The organism is Paenibacillus sp. An7 (assembly GCF_009870785.1).
Taxonomy (GTDB): Bacteria; Bacillota; Bacilli; order Paenibacillales; family Paenibacillaceae; genus Paenibacillus.
The window spans coordinates 436,542-457,830 of the sequence record NZ_WTWX01000001.1 but is presented as its reverse complement, the minus strand read 5'-3'; the positions used below and the strand labels follow the sequence as shown (position 1 = coordinate 457,830).

Below are 21,289 nucleotides of genomic sequence, written 5' to 3'. Positions count from 1 at the left end.
TGAAAAATCATCCAAAAAAATGAAGAAGCCCCGATCCATAAGGAGACGGGGCTTTATTGCTTATGTTAATCCAAACCTAAAAGACGAACACGATATCTTATTTATCGATTTGTGCAGTGATCCAGAAGGTAATGAGTGTAACTGCACTCAGTGCATAGATGAGAAACAACACGTAACCTATTTTCGTGCGGGCAGTAGAGTGCCGATCGTAAAAGTCCGTATTTTTACGGAAACATCCTGTCCACAGCTCGGCGACCATGCTCATGACTACCAAACTATATGAAATGATGAATTTCACTACGAAACCACCTCACTATCTATATATGTAAATATAATCGAATACTACGCAATTAGAATGTCAAAATCAATTTTTAATAAGGTTATTTATATGAATGGTCTAATATTCCGTTTTGTTAACATTATATGTTAAGTAACATGGGGAAATATCTTATATTCATAGAAAAAAGAAGAGGGGTATGTCTATTTTCACAAAAAGTGTAGTAGTTCTTATTCATCATACCGAATGTATGTTAGATTAATTGACGTAGAAAATGGATGTAGCTAAAATCGAACTATAGCAGAGACACAAGGAGCGATGAACATGGGGAGTCAAGAAAATCAGAAAGAACACCTTACTTTTTTACGAAGAGCAATTGAAATTTCGCGTATGGCTCGCGAAAGCGGGAACACACCGTTTGGGGCTTTGCTAGTTGACAAAGACGGCCGCATCTTAATGGAGCAAGGCAATGTGGAGATCACAGAACATCGCTGCACAGGTCATGCAGAGACGGCTTTAATGGAAAGGGCATCGCATACATATAGTCCGGACTTTTTATGGGATTGTACCTTATATACGACAGCAGAACCTTGCGCAATGTGTGCGGGAGCTATGTATTGGGGCAATCTCGGCAGAGTGGTATATGGGATATCCGAGAAGGAACTCCTGGCACTGACTGCAGATGATCCGCAAAATCCAACCTTTGATCTCCCCTGCAGGGATATTTTCGCAAGAGGCCAGAAGTGTATTGAGGTCATTGGGCCTTTTCCTGAACTTGCAGATGAGATTGCTGCCGTACATGAAGGCTTTTGGAACAGCAGTAAGGCAAAAGCCTAAAGGTCATCCTTTCTTTAGAAGAACTAGATTATTTTAAAGTAGAGAAGAAGGAAGAAAAATCAGGGGAAGCGGAGAGTGATGGGGATGAAGAAGTCAGGGAAACGCAGAAAAAATGTGGTTAAGGCTGGAGTGTTATTGATTATTTTGAGTATGGCTTTAACTGCCTGCGGAGGAGGAACCAGCTCAGACCCTGATCAGGCCGCAGATACCCCAGAGCAAACAACGAAGACACCTGTGAAAGTAGTGCTCAACTGGTTTGCTAAATCGGAACACGGTGGTTTTTACGCTGCAGAAGAAGAGGGGATCTATGATGTCAACAACCTAGATGTGACGATTGAACCTGGGGGTCCGCAGGTATCTTCTATTCAGATTGTAGCTTCTGGAAAAGCAGAGTTTGGGGTAGCACATGCGGACCAAATTTTACTGGCACGTAAAGAAGGAATTCCCATTGTAGCCCTGGCTACAACGTTTCAGATCAGCCCGCAAGCACTGATGTACCATGAAGAATCAGGAATTACTGATTTTGGAGACTTAAACGGACGGACGGTATTTATACAGCAAGGTCAGCCTTACTGGGAATTTCTCAAACATAAATATAAGCTGGATACCGTCAAAGAAGTGGCGTATACCGGGCAACACAGTAATTTTATCGAAGATCCACAGTCGGCCAGTCAATCTTTCGTTAATGGAGAGCCCTTTGTCGTTGAGAAACAAGGCGTGAAAGTGAAGACGAAGCTCATTGCTGATTCTGATTATAAACCGTATGCGGCCGTTATTTATACAACGGAGAAATACCTGAAAGAACATCCAGAAACCGTGAAAGCTTTTATTGGCGGGACGGTGGAAGGCTGGAATAATTACAAAGAAAACTATGAAAAAATCAACAAAAAAATAAATGAAGTAAATACGAATTTGTCTGAAGATGAAATCGCATTTGGCGAAGAGGCACAGCGTGAATATGTGTATGGTTATGATGCTGAGGAACATGGAGTTGGCTACATGACAGAGGAACGCTGGACGGAACTTATGGAGCAGCTTATAGAGATTGGTCTTCTCGATCAAGAGATGGATGTGAAAACGGTGTTCACCACGGATTATCTACCTGAACATTAGAGAGATAGACGAGAGAATAATCCACATCTGTTAAGTAGGAACCTTGCTCATTCAAGTGGAGCAGGGTTTTTCTTATATCGGAAACATTAATCTATGAATCGGCTTCCTTTCTCGTCTCGTTACTATAGCTAATTCTGCTATAATCACTAGCATTGAGACAACAATACCAGGCAGGCAAAAGAAGAAAATAAGAAATGATGCTATCTATATTTATATTCATGATCGCAGGAATTGTGGAGCTGTATTAAAGGTTTAGTTAACAGGATGCTTGAAACAGTGGTGTTATAAGACACTCTTTTCCAGCATCTTATTTCACTTTTATTATTGACAGTAATGGAAAGACATGAGAAAATGTACGCGCGTACATTAAATGGAAATGAGTGGATATCTTATCGCTACACGGAAGGAAGTTGCCGAATTTGCCGGGGTGTCAGAAGCTACCGTTTCCAGAGTCATGAATGGGGTTGGCCCCATGAAAGAGGAAACGCGCTCCAAGGTACTTCGTGCAGCAGAAAAACTGGGATATGTGCCGAGTGCGCTTGCACGCAGTTTTGCGAGAAATCGAAGCGGTAATCTTGGCGTCGTTCTGCCGTATATCCCCAAAGCACGATTATTCTCAAGCTATTATTTCTCAGAAATGCTAAGCGGGATCGGCAGTGCTGTTCGTGAGCAAGGATATGATCTGCTGTTGTTATTTCGAAGTGAGCAGGAACCGCAGGAGTATGAATCTTTTTTTCTGGCTCAGAAGGTAGATGCTCTTATTATTCTGGGATCTAGGGATGAGCCGGGTGAGCGGGAAGCCATTCGTAAATTAAAAGAGGCAAGACATCCTTTTCTTGTGGTGAACCAGCATTTTAAGGGAGAGTCATTTCCTGAAGTGGATGTGGATCATGAGGAAGGCAGCAGGCAAGCTGTCACACATTTGATTCAGCAAGGATGTAGTCATATTGGATTTTTAAATGGACCATTAACGTATTCCAACAGTGCAGATCGTCTGTCCGGTTATCAAAAGGCTTTGGCCGAAGGAAATCTTCATCTCGATTCAAGTTATTTGTTCGAAGGTAATTTTAGCCGCCGAAGCGGATACGAGGCAGCAGAAAAAATGAGGGAGCTGCTTCCTGAGATGGATGGCTTGTTTGTCTCAAACGATCGTATGGCCATCGGTGTGCTGCAAAAGTTCAGAGAATGGCAAATTCCTGAAGAGAAATACCCGAAAATAGTCGCATACGATGATTCGGATGCAGCTGAAATAACGGTGCCTCCGCTTAGCAGTGTAAGCGTTCCTTTTTATGAAATGGGAATGATCGCAGCTAATAAATTACTCCAAATAGGGAATGATGCAGAGCTTTTCCGTACATGGTTTGACGAACCGGTAAGAGAGTTGCTGCAAGCTGAGCTTATTGTTCGGGCTTCTTCTAGAAGAAATACCCATGTAAATAACTAACGAGGAGGATGTAAGGATGAGTTCAATTCGTGTTGGAATGGTAGGATATAAATTTATGGGAAAGGCGCACAGTAATGCCTACCGAAGTGTTCCTATGTTTTTCCCAAAAGTAAAAAAGCCAGAAATGGCCGTCATCTGCGGACGCGATGAAGCAGCCGTAAAAGAAGCACAAGAACAGTTTGGCTGGCAGGAAAGTGTGACGGATTGGAAAGAGCTCGTCCAGCGTGAAGATATTGATCTTATTGATATCAATGCACCAAGCAACGTACACAAAGAGATTGCACTTGCTGCAGCAAAAGCGGGCAAACATATTTTTTGCGAGAAACCGTTAGCGCTTTCACTTGCCGATTCTCGTGAGATGCAAGCTGCGGCAGAAGCAGCAGGAATTAAGCATATGATCGGTTTTAATTATCGTTTTTCACCTGCGGTACAGCTTGCTAAGGATCTGATTGAAAGCGGAAGACTCGGTAAAATCTATCATTTCCGCGCGACCTTTTTACAGGACTGGATCTTGGACCCTGAGTTTCCGCTTGTATGGCGTTTGCAAAAGGAGATTGCTGGTTCCGGTTCGCATGGGGATCTTGGCGCTCATCTTATCGATATGGCTCGTTTTCTGGTAGGGGAGTTTAAGGAAGTCGTCGGCATGAGCGAGACCTTTATTAAAGAGCGTCCTATTGCATCCGCAATGACTGGGCTTACGGCTACAAAAGGAAATGCGAATACGGAAAAAGGGCCTGTCACTGTAGATGATGCGACGCTGTTTCTAGCTAGATTTGAAAACGGTGCCATTGGAAGCTTTGAGGCGACTAGATTCGCCGCTGGTCATCGCAGCACGAACTCGTTTGAGGTGAATGGCAGTAAAGGCAGTGTCAGATTTGATTTTGAACGGATGAATGAGCTGGATGTTTACTTTACAAGTGATGAGGAAGACGTACAAGGCTTCCGCCGAGTTCTCGCAACAGATGCAGCTCACCAATATGCAGAAGCATGGTGGCCTGCAGGACATCCCATTGGATTTGATCAGACGTTTACTCACGAGATGGTAGAGTTTATGAATGCAATCGAAGAAGATCGCCAGCCGGTTCCTAATTTTTCAGATGGAGTAGCTTGTCAGGCCGTATTAGAAGCAGTGGAGAAGTCAGTACAGGAACGTCGCTGGGTTGAACTTACCGAAATGGAGGATATAAACCAATGAAAAAAGCACTAATTGTATGGGGTGGATGGAACGGTCATGAACCTGAATTGGTATCGGCTTTATTTGATGAGTGGCTTACCAAGGCTGGGTTTGAAGTAGAACTGGCAAATACACTGGATGCTTATGCGGATGCAGAAAAACTTCGTGAACTGGATCTAATTGTGCCGATGTGGACAATGGGTACGATTGAACAAAAATATGTGGAGAATGTGTCAGCTGCAGTCATTGGTGGAGTAGGCCTTGCTGGGTGTCATGGAGGAATGTGTGACTCCTTCCGAACAAATGTGGATTGGCAGTTTATGACGGGCGGGCAATGGGTAGCTCATCCAGGCAATGACGGTGTCGAGTATACAGTGGAGATCAAATACAGTTCAAGTCCGCTGCTTGCAGGGATAGACAATTTTCAGGTGAAAAGTGAACAGTATTATCTTCATGTTGATCCAGCGGTAGAGGTCCTTGCTACAACGAGATTCCCGCAAGTAGAAGGTCCGCACAGTGCTAATGGCGCAGTCGATATGCCTGTCGTATGGACGAAAAAATGGGGGCAAGGCCGGGTGTTCTATAATTCACTGGGACATCATGCCGATATTATGGAGCAGCCTTCTGTCAGAGAGATCATGACTCGCGGTCTTTTATGGGCCGCTGAAGGTAAAGCATTAGTCGATTCAAGAAATACTGCCGCGAGTGCCTACACAGGCATGGCCGATAATCAGCTGTAAGAATAAGAGCTTGGTGAAGGGAGATTTTACGCTTGGATAAAGTGAAGGTAGGTATTATTGGCTGCGGTAAAATAAGCGGAATTTATATGGAGAATTGCAGTAAGTTTGAAATCCTGGAACTTGTCGCTTGCGCCGATCTTGATTTGGAACGTGCCAAGGAACAAGCAGCAGCGTATCAGATTCCTAAAGCGCTTACGGTTCCCGAACTGTTAGCCGACCCTGAGATTGAGCTTGTTATTAACCTGACGATTCCTGCGGTCCATGCGAGTGTGTGTTTAGAGGCGCTTGAGGCGGGGAAACATGTCTACGTGGAAAAACCGCTCGCCGTGACTCGGGAAGAAGGTAAGCAAGTACTAGACCGCGCGGCTGAGCTTGGTTTACTGGTGGGATGTGCACCGGAAACTTTCTTTGGAACAGGAATCCAGACCGCTTTGAAAACGATTGAAGAGGGACGTATTGGGACTCCAGTTAGTGCCGCTGCTTTTATGATGAGCCGTGGACATGAACATTGGCATCCCGATCCTGAGTTCTATTATGCTGCAGGCGGAGGCCCGATGTTTGATATGGGACCTTATTATTTAACAGCGCTGATTCAGCTGCTTGGTCCGATTGCAAGCATTACCGGTATGACAAGTGCTGCACTTGAAGAACGGGAAATTACAAGTCACAAGAAACGCGGGAAGAAGGTTAAGGTCGATATTCCCACACATGTCACGGGTCTAATCCGATTTCAAGGTGGAGCAGTAGCAAGTATAATTACAAGTTTTGATATCTTTGGCGGAAGTACTCTTCCAAACATAGAGATACACGGTACGAAAGGAACACTTCTCGTCCCTGATCCGAACACCTTTGGTGGTCCCGTAAAATGGAGAGGGATGGGAGATGCAGAGTGGACCGAAGTTCCACTTCTTCCTGGATATGATCGAAATACACGGGGAATTGGACCTGCAGACATGGCTTACGCCATTCGGAGTGGGCGCAGCCATAGAGCAAGCGGTGCACTTGCTTACCACGTACTGGAAGCGATGTGGGCATTTCATGATGCATCAAGCGAAGGCAAACATTATACGATGCAAAGTACATGCGAAACTCCAAAACCGCTTCCTACGGATCTTCCTTTATATACGCTTGACCAGTAATGATGTTTACACGAGCCCCTTGCGTTTGCAAGCGGGCTTTTTTTATCATCCGTTTATTATTGAGTCTGCTTATGATTTGTAGGGCAAGTGTAGAAAACATCAGAAAATAGAAAAAAGTGTTGTAAATCTTACAATACCTAGTATAATACTAGGTAAAAGAGAGCGAAGGAGATGCAGGTTGACTATGAACATACAAAATCAAACAAAGTCCTTACAAATGGATGATTATCTAGACCTCTTGAATTATGCAACCCAAATGAAGGACGAAGCATGGAGACAGTCGATTTTGGAGCAAATCCGTAGTTGTGCAGCGAAATCTGTTCAGCAAGTAGAGTTGCCTGCCCGGAGCGATCTATGGGTTCGATTCGATGCACTTAATGATGAATTACTTGAACTTTTTAAACGATTAAAAGAAGAGACAGATTTGAAATTGAAGAAGAAAGTAACGGAACAAATCTGGCAATTAAAATATGAACGCGTCACCATCTCGAGACAGCTTGAATCGATTGTGAATGCTAAACCTAGTTCTACCTAGATTAATCCTTCTTTATCTTAAATTGACTAACAAGATCATTTATTATCGCGGAGAGATTCACGGCATCTAAGGACCCATTTGAGGGTCTTTTTTTTGCAATTCTTCAAGTAAAACACAAATAGGAAAACTCTTTATTTTTATTGATTTCAACTGATTTATTAAGGGTAAGTAGTTATAAAACTTGAATGAGTCGATTCCTTACCTTATTCATTTAAGAGAACATCATACTTATTGAAAGAGGTGAATAAAGATAGTTAATACAATAGGGTTAACGTAAGAGCGGTTATTCCTGACCCCATCGAACGAAATCCGCTTAAATTCATGAGGAGGTAAATAGATGACACAAAATTCTCAATTCTCTGGAATTTCTATATTAGGCATGGGTACCGCACTGCCTTCACATCCGATCCCGCAAGCAGATATATCGGAACTGATCACCTCTTCTCTTGAGGCCCGGCCCGACCTAGCCCGGTTTGCACGAAGGATATTTAGATCATGCGGAGTAGATATGCGCTATACAGTTGAGCCGGAATTCACAAAAAAATCTTCAGCCGAGTGCAGATATTTGCCATCCAATGATTTATCCCAGGTGCCTACTACGGAAGAACGAATGAATACATACAAAAGGGAATCTGTTCCCCTTGGGCTTACGGCTGCGAAAGCCGCTTTACTTGACAGCGGTGTAGATAAAAGTGGAATTACGCATCTGATTACAGTGAGCTGTACGGGACAGTTTCTTCCTGGGCTGGATGTAATGCTAATGAAGGAGCTTGGTCTATCACCACGTGTAAACCGTCTTCCGTTAATTTTCCAAGGATGTGCGGCGGGTCTAAAAGCGATTCAAATGGCAAGAGATGTAGTTCAAGGTTCTCCGGAATCAAAAGTCCTCGTTGTTTGTGTAGAACTGAGTAGTTTACATTTTCAACCTGCGATGGATCGAGAGGCATTATTTGCAGCTTCCTTCTTTGGAGACGGGGCCGCTGGGTGCGTGATTGGAGAAGCTGACATGAATCATAGTTCCTATTTCGAACTTGGGAAAGGGTATTCCGTTCTGTTACCCGATTCAGCCGAAGATATGACGTGGGAAGTAGGCAATGCGGGATTTGATCTCTACCTTTCTCCGCGAATTCCCAAACTATTAGGTGAATATCTTGCTCCAGAGTTAGAACTATTGTTACAAGGGGACAAGCATCCTGAGTTATGGGCAATCCATCCGGGCGGAAAAGGAATTGTTGATTCGGTACAAAATGTGCTTGGTCTTCGTGATGATCAGACCAAATACAGCAGGGATATTCTTAAAAACGCAGGGAACCTGTCATCTGTCACGATTATGTTTGTACTTGCTGCCATGCGTCAGGATATGAGAGATCAGAGTCAGGATAAAACGAAGGGAATTGCTATGGCCTTTGGTCCTGGACTTACTGCAGAACTGATGCAGTTTACTTATGTCCCTGCCTATCAAGCAGCTGAAACGGAGCCTTCTCATGTCTATCTTTAGAAATCTTTCAAGAAGAGCAAAAGAGGATGAACTTATGGATGATTTCTCTCTTGGTGGCGAAGAACTGAGCGAGGCACTCAAGCATTTGCGAAGATTGAACAAGATTTTTGGAGCCCCTGGTCCCACTTGTTATGGTGTGGAGAAGCTATGGGCGGAGATCGGTAGACCGAGTGAGCTGACACTGCTTGATGTCGGCGCCGGATCGGGAGACGTCAATCGCAAACTTCTTACATGGGCAGACAGCAAAGGAATTAAGATGAAGATTACCCTTGTCGATCTAACAGAAGAAGCCTGCGAAGAAGCGCGGTCTTATTTTTGGGATGAAAAGCGGGTAAATGTGATGAGGGCTGATGTAAAGTCTCTGCCGGAAGGGTATGCAGATATCGTGACGGGTTCTCAGTTCGTACATCATTTCGAGGGACAGGAGCTCGTTGAAATCGTGAGTCACATGTTGAAGTCTTCTAAATATGGTGTGGTTATTAACGATATACACCGGCATCCGGTACCTTACACGGCAGTATGGTTAACGACACGAATGATATCAAGGAACAGGTATATTCGGCACGATGGTCCGCTTTCTGTCGCCAAAGGATTTACACACAAAGACTGGAGCGACCTAAAATCAAAACTGAATCACAAGACGATGACCTATTCATGGAAACCTTTATTTCGCTATGCGGTCGTCATACCCAGAGAGTGAAAATAGAAGGGAGGGACGGAGAAGATGGATAACATAGATAACAGTATCGATGTGATTATTATGGGGGCAGGTATTGGAGGCAGCGCGGCTGCTATTCAGTTAGCTGAAAAAGGGCATCAGGTTCTGCTCCTGGATCAGCAAGTATTCCCAAGGCATAAAACATGCGGCGAATTTATGTCCCCCGAGACGAAGGAAATGCTGGCTTATCTTGGAGTGGATCCACTAGAGCATGGGGTTAATCCAACAACAATGAAACAAGCCAGGATTATTTTGCCGAGCGGTAAAGAGATGGAAGCGCGTCTGCCAGGTGACGCATGGGGCATCAGCAGGTATGAACTTGACCTTATGCTTCATAAAAAGGCGCTGGAACTCGGCGTCAAGATCAAGACAAAAGCGATGGTTACCCATGTTCAACAACAAGAAGATCACACTTATCTTATAGAGACAAAGCAAGGACAAATAAGGGAAACTTATCATGCCAAAGCAGTCATTGGAGCTTATGGAATTAGAAAGCCTCGAGGAGTACCTGCGGATCAGGAGGCAGAGCGAAAGGATCTCGAAGTATTTGTTGGTGTAAAATCACACTATACCGGAATACAAGCAGCGGAAGAGGTAGAACTGTATTTTTGCGATGGGGGATATGTGGGGATTTCACCTGTAAAAGAGGGTGTAGTTAACATAGCCGCATTATTGTCCTTTGATATGGTGCAGCGCAGTGGTAAATCGATCGAGGAGATTCTAAGCGAAGCAGCCTCTACCAATCCCCGGTTATCAGACCGGTTATCGAAGGGAATTCCGGTACAAGGTTCTCAGGTATCTATATCCCCTGTAAGATTATCGGAAGCACCGGAACCCTGGTCTTTCTTTCCGCATATAGGAGATGCGATGCTCATGATTCCGCCGCTATGTGGAGATGGGATGTCGATTGCACTTCGCTCTTCAATGATCTGTTCGATAGCTACAGACCAGTATCTCAAAGGTAAGCTGACTTATTTGGAATGGGAGAGCAATTACACCTTGGAAGCGAATAGGGAGTTTTCTGATCTACTGCGCAGGGCCAGAAGGATTCAAAAGATGGCTTTTTCAAAAGTAAATCAAATTTTCCCCATCATCGGTCAATTGTTTCCAAGCCTTCCTTCCTATTTGGTGAAATCAACACGATTATCTGAACTTGGTGTGACTAAATCATAAAGTTTAGACAGTCCGGAGTGTATAAAATGCAATCATTAAATAGTAAAAATCAACCAGCCTCCACTTCTGTAATGATTATAGTGGGGGTTTTTGCATCGCTATTTTTTGACTTTGGAGTCGTATTTATCAATTAATATTATTACATATATCATTGTATTAATTAGGTTAATATTCTACAATTTTACTACATAACAAAAGTACCCGAAGTGGCAATTAGTAACTTATAGAGAGGTGGGAAGAAGCAGGAGTAAGCCGGATGAAAGAAAAATATTTTTGAAACCGCTTTCTAATATAGGCCTTGGCTGTTCATTATTAATGAATGATATTTTTATAAAATCGGCTGTATAAAGGAGAACGATGGATATGCTTAGAAAAGTGAAGGTTGAGCAAGGATGGGTTCAAGGATTGCCTGCGGCTGATCCGCGAATTACTAGTTTTAAAGGAGTTCCCTTTGCAGCTCCGCCTGTGGGTGAAAATAGATGGCGAGCGCCTCAGCCCCTAAAAGACTGGGAAGGTGTTCTTAAAGCTTATGAATTTGCGCCAATTTCAATGCAGGTGAGACAAGAGATTGACGAGAACAATATTTATACGCGGGAGTGGGCAGTGGAACCCGATATTGTCATGAATGAAGACTGCCTCTATCTCAATGTATGGACGCCTGCCAATCAGACAGATGAAAAGCTTCCCGTATATGTTTGGTATTTTGGCGGCGGGCTGCAGGTAGGCCATACAGCGGAAATGGAATTCGACGGTGAACGGATCGCAAGACGCGGGATCGTGGTAGTCACCATTAACTATCGGCTAAATGTATTTGGTTTTCTAGCACATCCGGAAATCACTTTGGAGGCGCCAGAAGCCCCTGCTAATTTTGGGAATCTCGATCAGCAAGCAGCTACAAGATGGGTCAAGCGCAATATAGCGGCTTTCGGCGGCGACCCTGACAACATCACGATAGGAGGTCAGTCTGCCGGCGGTGCAAGTGTGATGAGCCAACTTACCTCTCCGCAGAATGAAGGGCTCTTTCAGAGGGCAATTATCCAAAGCGGGATCTTTACTGAGCTTTACCCAGGGCCTGGTAAACCAAGATTTTTGAGAAACCTGCCGGAAGCGGAGCAGGAGGGCGTGAAATTTTTTGAATATATTGGTGTATCTTCGCTTGATGAAGCAAGGCAATTAGACTCTGTTTATCTCCGAGATAAGGCGGTGGAGTACGGTAAGTTCTGGGGAAGTGTCGTTGATCAGACGTTTTGTGTAGGCAACTCGCTTGAATTATTCCTTGAGAACAAGCGTCTAATGGTTCCAACCATGTTTGGACACACGTCCTCTGAGTTTTTTAGTACTCCAAATGTCGATTCACTTGAAGACTTCAAAAAAATGGCCGCCGATATGTTTGGGAACGATGCCGACATCTTTTTGAAGCTTTGTAATGCCGAGTCGTCCAATATAGAAGAAGTTAAAAAGATAGCAGCCGTAAGCAGTATTGAATATGCGATACGTATTGCGGCGCATGCTAATACCAATACAGAATCTGGCCCACCTATGTACTATTACAATTTTGATGCAGAAATTCCAGGTTGGGATAACCCAGGTACCTTCCACTCCGTGGATCTCTGGTTTTTCTTTGAAACACTAGCTAAATGTTGGAGACCATTTATAGGTAAACATTACGATCTGGCTCGCCAAATGTGTAATTACTGGGCCAACTTTATCCGAACCGGAGATCCGAATGGACTCGATTCTACGGGAGAGGAATTGCCGAAATGGGAGCCATATACTACTGAAGAGCCTTACGGAATGTTGTTTGCTGAGCAGTCCGGATTTTTGAAAGAGCAACCAAGTGAGATCATGAGTTTTGTTGTTCAGCAATACTTCAAGAAGAAGGGATTAGCCCTGCAATCCTAGTAGAATTTATGGTTAGCGACCTAATTTTCTTAATCTGTGGAGCAGTAGAGCAACTTCAAAGAGATGTCTTACAGACGGAGCAAATGTCTGTAAGGCATTTTTTTGTCATTTATATCCTGATACAATAGAGATATGAGAAATGAAATGAGGGATATCATGAATATTGAAATAAACAAAGATTTAATTGAGGATGAACGTGGTAATTTATACCGCGTCGTTCAGCTAGAAGGGGATACACTTACCGTAGTCAATGCGTTTGTAGAAGCCTCTTTTCGAGAAATACTGAGTTTTAACAAGAGTGAGAATGAACAGCTTGCGGCTTACGAAGGAGAGTATGTCGGAAAACAAGCAATGGATATGGTAAGACATGATTATGTTTATGCCCTTAAAGAGATGGATGGCAGATTATATACATTGCAGGATGTAGAGCAGGTATATCACGTGGATTTTATTAAGATGATTGAATTTTTCAGACCCAAAGGGTTAAATTCATCTAACGATTGATATTAGGGGGAAGCGTGTATGGAACTCTATTTCAAAGATCGTTTTTTTAGTTCAGGAATATCTGAAATTATGGACGCATCAGGTAATGAACTGGGCTGCATCGATTTGAAAAGTGCCTTCGGATCTTCGCTGGATATCTATGATTCTTTGAGTAATTTGATCTATTCAGGTAAATTTAGAGTATTCTCTAATAAATGGAATGTACTTGATTCTCATGGAGAGACCATTGGAATCGTTCGATCGAGAATGAGTTTTCTTGAGAAGAAATTTGAGTACCAGGCAGGATCGAGAGGCGTATTTACGATTACCTCACCCGCATTCTCTAGAGATTTTGCGATCGTTGATGAGCAAGGAGACGCAGTCGCTGGCTTTGAAAAAATCTCTGGTTTTTTCAGTTCTGGAGCCTATCGTCTGCAGAATAACACCTCCGAAATAAACAGCTATGAACTGATTGCCGTGATTATGGGGGTTCATTCGATTCGTAAAAGACAGAATCAAGCGGCTAATTCAGCACCCTAATGAACGTAATAATAAAGAAGGGACACAAGTGCGTGTCTCTTTTTTTGTGTGAAGTTATTCAGCTGGGACTAAATGATTCTAAATTAAACATTACTTCAGAAGCAGATGGTAAGCTGATAATATAATAGGAAAGCAATAGAGAAGCAATCGAAGAGCAGTTGAAGAGCAATGGAAGAGAATCGAAGAGAGTAGGAGAACCTATGGATTGTTTAACACAGGCAGTTCAGTTAAGAGAGAGTGGACAAAGCGAGATGGCACTCAAGGAATTACTTACGCTAGAAGAACTTTTACGTGATGGGAAACTTTTGATCGATTCTGCACAGTTACAGTATCAGCTTGCCTGGACGTACGATACGTTAGGACTTGAAAAAGAAGCAGTGCCTTACTATGAAGCTGCTCTTTCAGGCGAACTACCCAAGGAAGATAGAGCGGGAGCATTGCTTGGACTAGGCAGTACATATCGAACACTAGGGCAGTATGAGACAGCGGAGAAGATTTTTGAGACCGCCATATTTGAGTTTCCAGAGAAACGAGAATTTCAAGTTTTTATGGCGATGGTTCAGTATAATCTCAAGGAACATAAGCGAGCGATGAGATTGCTTTTGCAGGAAATTGCCGAACATTCTGCTAATGCGGGTATACAGAAATACAAACGAGCGATTGCTTTTTATGCAGATAAATTGGATGAACGCTGGGACTTATAAAATAAAGCGTGGGATTGTCGAATAACATCCCTCATAGGAAGATTCATCTCTTAATAAAAAGGTCTGAACCCTGGTGTCAGTATACTGTGGTTCAGGCCTTTTTATCTAGAAGAACAGGAGATCTAGTTCTTGATACGGATCGTTTTCTCCGTTATGAAAAAAGAAATGTAAACGATATGCAACACACTAGGTCTTGCTACATCGGGATTTATGATAAAGGCTGTAGCTCTAGACTCCTATTTTTCGAAATACTAGGCAAAATAATGACTTATGAAGACAAAATAACAATAGATCATACATATTTCAACCATTGGATGATTAATAACGTGTAAAGTTATCTAACCTATCCGAGATCTGATTGATAGATTACTACATCGATACGACTATTTTTTGTAGAAAAAACAGGTATATGGTATGAAAACTATCATTAAAGAGGTAGAACAGGGGATTCTACAAATTTTTTATCCCTATTACATTAAAATAGTTATGGAAGAATTGAATAAGGAGGAATACCATGCAGTCTAAGCCTTTCATGCGAAGAGTGATGTCGCTCTCCGTCGTTTCCACTCTTTTTATATCCGCTCTTTTTCCTGCCATCGTCTCTGGTGCCGAAGCTAGAAAGTTTCAGTCCGAAACGTTTCAAGTGGATTCTAGCAAATTATCTTCCGCCATATCTAAAACACTGAATGCAGGCAAGAAAAAAGAAGCCATGAAAAACAGGAATGGTGGTACAAAAACCAAGTCATCTATTCAGAAAGTAGACTCTCTAGATTCTTCTAACAACGAGAAAAAGAACGAAGAGGTAACGCCTCAAAACTATGTCCCTGCTTCTGACAGTACGGACCGGATTCCTGTCATTGTCGAATTAACCGAAAATCCAGTGGTCGTAGAAGAGGCGAACCGTGAACAAGGAGGAAGTAGATCAGGAGTAAACCAGCGAAGCATCATTAAGAGACAGCAGTCCACATTTGCTGCTGCGGCTGCGAAACTGAATGCAAAACTCAAAACAAATTACACAGATGTATTCAATGGTTATGCGCTTGAGATCACTGCAGATCAAGTGGATTCTTTACTAGGTCTTCCTGGTGTGAAGGCAATTTATCCTGATGCAGAAATGAAAGCAACACCAGTGAGCAGTGTAACGCCGAATATGGATGACAGTGCTCCTTTTATCGGTTCAGATACGTTCTGGGATACCGGTTATGATGGTTCTGGAATTAAAGTAGGTGTCTTGGATACGGGAATAGACTATGACCATCCGAGTTTGAAAGATGCCTACAAAGGCGGTTATGACTTTATTGATAATGATAACGATCCATATGAAACACGTCCTGATCCAAACGATCCCGAGGCAGCAACGGAACATGGTACACATGTGGCAGGAACGATAGCTGGACGTGGAAATCCGCTTGAGCCAGATGGCAGTACGGGGTGGGTACGCGGCGTTGCCTATGGTGCTGATCTCTATGCATATCGTGTGCTTGGACCAGGCGGCTCTGGTGCCACATCGGGAGTTATCGCTGCAATTGAGCGTTCCGTACAAGATGAACTTGATGTGATTAATCTCTCGCTTGGCAGTGCGATTAACAATGAGTATGATCCTTCTTCCGTCGCTCTTAATAATGCAGCTCTAGCAGGAGTCGTAGCCGTTGTTGCAAATGGGAATGACGGTCCAGATGGGTATACACTCGGTTCACCGGGATCAGCAGAGATTCCTATTTCTGTAGGAGCTTCTACACCGCCTCTTAACATTCCAACAATTGAGGCAGAAGGTCTGATTAAAACTTTCGGCAGTATAATGACTTTCTCTCCTGATCATTCATCTCTTCCAGATAAGCCGATCGAAGTTGTGGCAGCAGGGCTTGGAAGAACGGAAGATTTTGCAGGTAAAGATCTGACAGGCAAGGTGGCACTCATTCAGAGAGGGACCATTTCTTTTACCGAAAAATCACGAAATGCGCAGGCGGCTGGAGCAGCAGTGGCTGTGATTTATAACAACGCACCTGGTAATTTCGGGGGTACTTTAGGTGAGCCAGGAGATTATATTCCGACTTTAAGTATCTCTTTAGAGGATGGGACGGCACTTAAAACCAAAATAGATGCGAATCCAGGTTACAAAATTAATTTTGGAGTGGATTTGCAGCAAAATTTGATGGGTGACTTCAGTTCAAGAGGACCGGGTCTTCCTAAATACGGCATTAAACCAGATATTTCAGCCCCGGGGGTCGGTATTCGTTCTTCCGTTCCAGCATATGGCGGTGATTATACGGATGCATATGCGGATCTGCAAGGTACAAGTATGGCTGCGCCGCATATCGCAGGAGCTGCAGCACTTTTACTTGATAAAGATTCTTCCCTGAACCCTTATGAGATCAAGGGACTGATGACGAATAATGCGCTTAAGATTAGTGATCTAAAAGGAAACCGTTACACCCATAATGAGCAAGGGGCAGGTCGAATTGATCTAACAAATACGCTGAAAGCCAAGGCAGTAGCCCTTGTTGAAGAAGAAACGACGGCAGTAAAATCGGACACTGCTACACCGTATGAAACAGGTCTCCTTTCTTATGGAATTCTCGCAGGGGGAGAAACAGCAACGAAAACCATTAAGGTCAGTGATATTGTGTCTGAGAGTTCGGCTTACACCATTACAACCGAGTGGTATGGAGCGCCTCCAGGTACGCTTTCGGCAAGCGAGTCTTCTGTAAAAGTTTCTGCAGGAGGAGGTACGGAATTTACGGTAAGCCTTACGATGAATGCAGATACACCCAATGGAAATTATGATGGAGAAGTGATTTTGACCGAAACTTCGGGTCATCAGCTCAAGATTCCTGTATATGTATATGTCGGTGAACCGAAGAAGATCGAAACCGTATCTGATCTTGAACTTATTCCGCAGTTCTTCTCTCCAAATGGAGATGATCTCGTTGATACAGCGGATGCTCATTTCTCGGTAAATGTGGCGAATAACTATTTCTCACTTGATGTATTTGATGCTTATACAGGGGATTGGATTGGGGTTGTCGCTGAGGTTCTAACGGGTTTAAAACCAGGAGATTATAACTTAACCGGTTGGGATGGCATCGTATCAAATTATGAAACGGAGTTTGCACTTGATTCAGATGTTTACGTTCTAGCTCCTTATGTAGGCATTGATAAAGAGGAATTAGAAATTGTAAAGGATGCTGCCTATGATTTTGTTATCGATAAAGAAGCCCCTGTCAGTTCTCTTCATGATCCTGCGATCCAAGTGAAAGGTAACATGGGGGTAATTACAGGGGAAATAGAGGATGACCTTGTAGTTAAACTGCTTGGAAACTATTCAGGTATTGCCGTGGATGCGGAATACGAAGTAGACGGCGAAATGGAATATGTTCCCGGAACGATTGACTCAGACGGAAAGTTTACCATCGAAGTACCTGTAACGAAAGGGGAAAACCAATATCAAATCTACGTATATGATTTCGTTGGTAATGGTTTCTTGGAGCCTGCTCATGTAGTGAAATATAATTCAGATGGCGAAGAAGAACCGGAAGAGCCGGGAGAGCCAGTACCAGGCGCCATCTCACTTTCGGCAAACCTCTCTAAAAAGCAAGTAACTGTCAATGAAACGTTCCATGTAGACATTGATTTTACCGACACAAAAGATCTTTATACCGCTCAATTCAGCTTGACGTACGATAAAGATCTTGTGAAAGGGTCGGTAACACCAAGCGTGGCGCTTGCTACTTATCAAGAAGAGAAGAACCCGGGAGTGTCACCGATTATTAAAGAGGAAACAGCAGATCTTGGTAACGGAAAAGCAAAAACGGATTACGTCATTTCTCTGGCTGGGATTCCGGATGGTTATACGGGTAAAGGAGCACTTGCCTCCTTCCATTTTGCAAGTCCAGACACAGGAGACTTTACCTTCTCTCTGTCCAATGTGCGAGTCTTAAATAGTGAATCAGAGGATATCACCCTTGGGAAAGTTTCGAGTGGTACGGTTAAAGTGACGCAGGTTCCAACCCCTGATCCGGATCAATTCAAGATCACAGGCAGCATTGATGCAGAGGCCTTCCAAGATGTGAATTACAGTGATACTTGGTACCAAGGCGCGGACGGCGTGCATAAAGTCGTTGTGGAAGCACTTAGTGCAAATGGACAAGTAGCGGGTTCGGGTGTGGTAAGTGCGGATGGTACGTATACCATAGAAGTTCCAAAAGGAACCTATACCGTGCGTGTGGTTGTACCAGGTCACATCTCTGAATCGAGTTCCGTAACCGTAGATGGCAATGAGTCTGTGAACTTTGGTCCGCTTACGGCAGGAGATCTGAATCAGGATGGTCATGTAAATCTCGTTGACTTACAGCTTGCAGCAAAAGTATTTGGCGCTGTAAAAGGAGCAAGCTGGCCGAATGCAAAAACTTCAGCCGCTGATTTAAATCGTGACAATAGTGTTGATCTTCTGGATATATCCTACATTATTAACAATTATGAATTCGAGTAATGAAGTAGACTTGAAAGATTAGGTTTGACTGAAGAGAGGTTAGGATTGATTGAAGAGAGGATGGGAATGGATGTCCTCTCTTCTACATATTGCATACGACAGGGGATGCGGAAGAATGAATCTATGGAAGACAAAGAACAAATGGATCGCTATCACAGCTGCACTGGGGATCATGTTCTGCTTTATTCCAGCAGGTCCACTGTCAGCAGCTTCAGAGGTAAAGAATACGAATAAGGTCGCAGATGACAATCTGCCGATGGTTCGTCTGGTACCTTCGGTATATGAGGCTAAGGTGGGGGATACAATTGAGGTTGCGATATGGCTGCAAGGATTTACCGGTGACTATAGCCATGTTCAAGGATACGAAATTCATATGGATTATGACGCAGCACTGCTAGAACCAGACTCGGGTACGAAGAGACTATCTCCGCAGGTCTTCAAGAAAACAAGCAATCCGATGAGTCTTGTTAATAAAATTGATCCTAGGGGAAGCGTTCAGATCTCAGAAGCGATTACTTCGCAGGATGCTAAACTTTTTACCGGATATGGAAAAGCAGGCACCATTTCATTCCATGCATTAAAAGCAGGGACGGTCACTTTAAAACAAACGAAGTCCATTATTATTCAGCCGGACAACCCAGGTCTAAACATCAAGCACCAAATAAGTGAGCCAACGATTACGATTCGTGAGGGTGGTACAGCAACGGATCAAGTGAGCGAGAAGATACAGACCATAGGGGAAGTACCTGTAAAAAAAATAAGTCAGCCTACCTCGGCCCAAACCCTCGCAGGCTTTAAAGATCAAGGAGCAATAACGAAACTAAAGTGGGCACAGGATTCGATTATCAAGCTTGCGTCAAGCGAGGTTCTACAAGGCACAAATGAAGGGAATTTCGAACCGCTTCGAGATATGACAAGAGCTGAATTTGGCAAATCAGTAGTCGTGGCACTCGGGCTTGATATGAAACAGCAGTCAGCGCCCACTTTTTCAGATGTCAAAACCTCAGATTGGTACTACGACTATGTGGTAACAGCAGGAGCATATGGGCTGATTCAAGGTAAAGAAGATAAACAAGGTGGTCTTAAGTTTCATCCAAATGCACCGATTACAAGAGCGGAGCTTGCTACTATTTTAGCCAGACAAGTAAAGAACAGTGGTAAGGGAATGACGAGTGACAATAAGAATCCATTCACGGATATTCCGTCCCATTGGGCAAAAGAAGATATCATTTATCTCTATGGAAACAAACTGATTCAAGGCAAGACAGCAACCGCGTTTAAACCAGGGGAAAAGGCAAGCCGTGCCGAAGTGAGTGTACTGCTTGAACGTGTTATACAAACCGTGAAATAAGAGAAAAAACCGTTTCATTCCTAACAAGGAGCGAAACGGTTTTATTTTGTAACCTAGCAATTTACATGTTACCATAGTAAAGAATAGACATATGACTTGGAGGGTTTTGCTAGTGAATTATTCATCTTCTGGATTTGATCCTATCTATCATTTTATAGAGCAAAATGTAATCAATAAGAAATGGCCTTCCGCTGTATTTGGCATTACGAACCGCGATGAAATTCTCGATCTTCGCTCTTATGGCACTTATGAAGATGGTAGAGAAATGAATAGTAAGACGATATTTCCCGTATTCTCTATAACAAAGCCGATGATTGGACTTGCTATTATGCAACTCTGGGAGAAAGGCTTGCTTCATCCAGGGCAATTAGTAAGTAAAATTCTACCGGATTTTGCGGAACACGGGAAAGATAAACTTGCGTTATGGCATCTTCTTACTCATACAGGTGGACTCGATCAACGTTATCTGATGGAATGTGCTCAGGGCAAACATGCTCCTGATGGCTTACTCCATCCTCATCTATATAAAGCACTTGCGGAGAGTCACTTAGAGTCTGCTCTCGGACAGAAAGTCAGCTATAACAATGCGGCATTTACGGTACTCGCTGAAATTATAGAACGGTTAAGCGGCATGACATATGAAGAATATCTACACAGACATATTTTTGAACCGCTTGGAATGAAAGATACTAATTTTGGCGGGGTAGAGCAGGATCAATCGAGAATAGCACCTATAGCGGGAGCGGAAGCGATGGCAAGTCATATGGATTCATTTGTTGCAGCTAAAATTCCATTTGGTGGTCTATTCAGCACAGCAGACGACCTGCTTCTTTTCGCTAAATCCATGTTAAGACAAACGGAAACCAAAGAAGGTAGTTTCTTAATTAAGCCTGCGACTTTTAAACAAATGATCACACCTCAAACACTGCATATCGAAGAGGTCGATTCCGATTATGGCTTCGTATGGAAGACTCCAGTCCGCCATAAAGGATTTATAGAGCGTGATATTTATGGTCATAATGGAATGGGTGGATGTATGGTTTGGATGTATCCGAAACAAGATGTTGCTTTTGTACTCATGACAGCTGCATTAGGCAAGCCGGTTGATAACATTCATATCCATAATGTGTTTACTTCGAGTTTAGAAGGTTAATGCGGACAACCTATACATG

Annotated in this window: 18 protein-coding genes; 17 read left to right on the top strand and 1 reads right to left on the bottom strand. The window is 43.3% G+C overall.

From position 1 onward, the window contains the following. Positions 1–97: 97 nt before the first annotated feature. Complete coding sequence (locus GQY27_RS02055) at positions 98–298, bottom strand: hypothetical protein (RefSeq protein WP_160031842.1); 201 nt, start codon at positions 296–298, stop codon at positions 98–100. Between the two features lie 303 nt (positions 299–601). Between GQY27_RS02055 and GQY27_RS02050 the strand changes: the two genes are divergently transcribed. From GQY27_RS02050 to GQY27_RS01970, 17 genes are all read left to right on the top strand, one after another. Continuing rightward, positions 602–1,114 (top strand): nucleoside deaminase, encoded by a 513-nt coding sequence (locus GQY27_RS02050; protein ID WP_160031841.1) that lies wholly within the window; start codon positions 602–604, stop codon positions 1,112–1,114. Between the two features lie 78 nt (positions 1,115–1,192). Then, positions 1,193–2,227, top strand: coding sequence for an ABC transporter substrate-binding protein (locus tag GQY27_RS02045; protein WP_236570455.1), 1,035 nt, complete (start codon positions 1,193–1,195; stop codon positions 2,225–2,227). Positions 2,228–2,597: 370 nt separating this feature from the next. Next, positions 2,598–3,671, top strand: a complete 1,074-nt coding sequence (locus GQY27_RS02040) for a LacI family DNA-binding transcriptional regulator (protein ID WP_160031840.1) — start codon at positions 2,598–2,600, stop codon at positions 3,669–3,671. Positions 3,672–3,687: 16 nt separating this feature from the next. Next, positions 3,688–4,866 (top strand): Gfo/Idh/MocA family protein, encoded by a 1,179-nt coding sequence (locus GQY27_RS02035; RefSeq protein ID WP_160031839.1) that lies wholly within the window; start codon positions 3,688–3,690, stop codon positions 4,864–4,866. Continuing rightward, positions 4,863–5,585 (top strand): ThuA domain-containing protein, encoded by a 723-nt coding sequence (locus GQY27_RS02030; protein ID WP_160031838.1) that lies wholly within the window; start codon positions 4,863–4,865, stop codon positions 5,583–5,585. Before GQY27_RS02035 ends, GQY27_RS02030 begins: the two co-directional genes overlap by 4 nt. Positions 5,586–5,617: 32 nt before the next feature. Beyond that, entirely contained in the window at positions 5,618–6,724 is a 1,107-nt protein-coding gene (locus GQY27_RS02025) for a Gfo/Idh/MocA family protein (RefSeq protein WP_160031837.1), read from the top strand. Between the two features lie 184 nt (positions 6,725–6,908). Then, positions 6,909–7,259 carry a hypothetical protein gene (locus GQY27_RS02020; protein ID WP_160031836.1) on the top strand — a complete coding sequence of 117 codons (351 nt, stop codon included), beginning with the start codon at positions 6,909–6,911 and terminating at the stop codon, positions 7,257–7,259. A gap of 337 nt (positions 7,260–7,596) precedes the next feature. Further along, the gene (locus GQY27_RS02015) at positions 7,597–8,757 is read left to right on the top strand and encodes a type III polyketide synthase (protein ID WP_160031835.1); all 1,161 of its coding nucleotides are present in this window, start codon (positions 7,597–7,599) and stop codon (positions 8,755–8,757) included. After that, positions 8,744–9,457, top strand: a complete 714-nt coding sequence (locus GQY27_RS02010; protein ID WP_160031834.1) for a methyltransferase domain-containing protein — start codon at positions 8,744–8,746, stop codon at positions 9,455–9,457. The genes GQY27_RS02015 and GQY27_RS02010 overlap by 14 nt, the downstream gene beginning before the upstream one ends. Positions 9,458–9,481: 24 nt before the next feature. Continuing rightward, on the top strand, positions 9,482–10,648 hold the full coding sequence (locus GQY27_RS02005) for an NAD(P)/FAD-dependent oxidoreductase (RefSeq protein ID WP_160031833.1): 1,167 nt from the start codon (positions 9,482–9,484) through the stop codon (positions 10,646–10,648). A gap of 363 nt (positions 10,649–11,011) precedes the next feature. Continuing rightward, positions 11,012–12,550, top strand: coding sequence for a carboxylesterase/lipase family protein (locus GQY27_RS02000; protein WP_160031832.1), 1,539 nt, complete (start codon positions 11,012–11,014; stop codon positions 12,548–12,550). A 156-nt stretch (positions 12,551–12,706) separates the two neighbouring features. Further along, positions 12,707–13,054: a hypothetical protein gene (locus GQY27_RS01995; protein WP_160031831.1), complete on the top strand. Its 348-nt coding sequence runs from the start codon at positions 12,707–12,709 to the stop codon at positions 13,052–13,054. A gap of 18 nt (positions 13,055–13,072) precedes the next feature. Beyond that, positions 13,073–13,573 (top strand): LURP-one-related family protein, encoded by a 501-nt coding sequence (locus GQY27_RS01990; RefSeq protein WP_160031830.1) that lies wholly within the window; start codon positions 13,073–13,075, stop codon positions 13,571–13,573. Between the two features lie 200 nt (positions 13,574–13,773). Beyond that, positions 13,774–14,277 carry a tetratricopeptide repeat protein gene (locus tag GQY27_RS01985; protein WP_160031829.1) on the top strand — a complete coding sequence of 168 codons (504 nt, stop codon included), beginning with the start codon at positions 13,774–13,776 and terminating at the stop codon, positions 14,275–14,277. A 514-nt stretch (positions 14,278–14,791) separates the two neighbouring features. Then, positions 14,792–18,766, top strand: coding sequence for a S8 family serine peptidase (locus tag GQY27_RS21970; protein ID WP_160031828.1), 3,975 nt, complete (start codon positions 14,792–14,794; stop codon positions 18,764–18,766). A gap of 49 nt (positions 18,767–18,815) precedes the next feature. After that, a complete protein-coding gene (locus tag GQY27_RS01975) occupies positions 18,816–20,117 on the top strand; it encodes an S-layer homology domain-containing protein (RefSeq protein ID WP_236570437.1) in 1,302 nt (433 codons plus the stop codon). 112 nt (positions 20,118–20,229) lie between these two features. Next, complete coding sequence (locus GQY27_RS01970; RefSeq protein WP_160031826.1) at positions 20,230–21,270, top strand: serine hydrolase domain-containing protein; 1,041 nt, start codon at positions 20,230–20,232, stop codon at positions 21,268–21,270. Positions 21,271–21,289: the final 19 nt, after the last annotated feature.

Coding starts and splice junctions, on each gene's coding strand:
- GQY27_RS21970 (WP_160031828.1), top strand. CDS start 14,792: ATGCAGTCTAAGCCTTTCATGCGAAGAGTGATGTCGCTCTCCGTCGTT.
- GQY27_RS02020 (WP_160031836.1), top strand. CDS start 6,909: ATGAACATACAAAATCAAACAAAGTCCTTACAAATGGATGATTATCTA.
- GQY27_RS02010 (WP_160031834.1), top strand. CDS start 8,744: ATGTCTATCTTTAGAAATCTTTCAAGAAGAGCAAAAGAGGATGAACTT.
- GQY27_RS02030 (WP_160031838.1), top strand. CDS start 4,863: ATGAAAAAAGCACTAATTGTATGGGGTGGATGGAACGGTCATGAACCT.
- GQY27_RS02005 (WP_160031833.1), top strand. CDS start 9,482: ATGGATAACATAGATAACAGTATCGATGTGATTATTATGGGGGCAGGT.
- GQY27_RS01990 (WP_160031830.1), top strand. CDS start 13,073: ATGGAACTCTATTTCAAAGATCGTTTTTTTAGTTCAGGAATATCTGAA.
- GQY27_RS02050 (WP_160031841.1), top strand. CDS start 602: ATGGGGAGTCAAGAAAATCAGAAAGAACACCTTACTTTTTTACGAAGA.
- GQY27_RS02000 (WP_160031832.1), top strand. CDS start 11,012: ATGCTTAGAAAAGTGAAGGTTGAGCAAGGATGGGTTCAAGGATTGCCT.
- GQY27_RS02040 (WP_160031840.1), top strand. CDS start 2,598: ATGGAAATGAGTGGATATCTTATCGCTACACGGAAGGAAGTTGCCGAA.
- GQY27_RS01995 (WP_160031831.1), top strand. CDS start 12,707: ATGAATATTGAAATAAACAAAGATTTAATTGAGGATGAACGTGGTAAT.
- GQY27_RS01985 (WP_160031829.1), top strand. CDS start 13,774: ATGGATTGTTTAACACAGGCAGTTCAGTTAAGAGAGAGTGGACAAAGC.
- GQY27_RS02045 (WP_236570455.1), top strand. CDS start 1,193: ATGGGGATGAAGAAGTCAGGGAAACGCAGAAAAAATGTGGTTAAGGCT.
- GQY27_RS02035 (WP_160031839.1), top strand. CDS start 3,688: ATGAGTTCAATTCGTGTTGGAATGGTAGGATATAAATTTATGGGAAAG.
- GQY27_RS02015 (WP_160031835.1), top strand. CDS start 7,597: ATGACACAAAATTCTCAATTCTCTGGAATTTCTATATTAGGCATGGGT.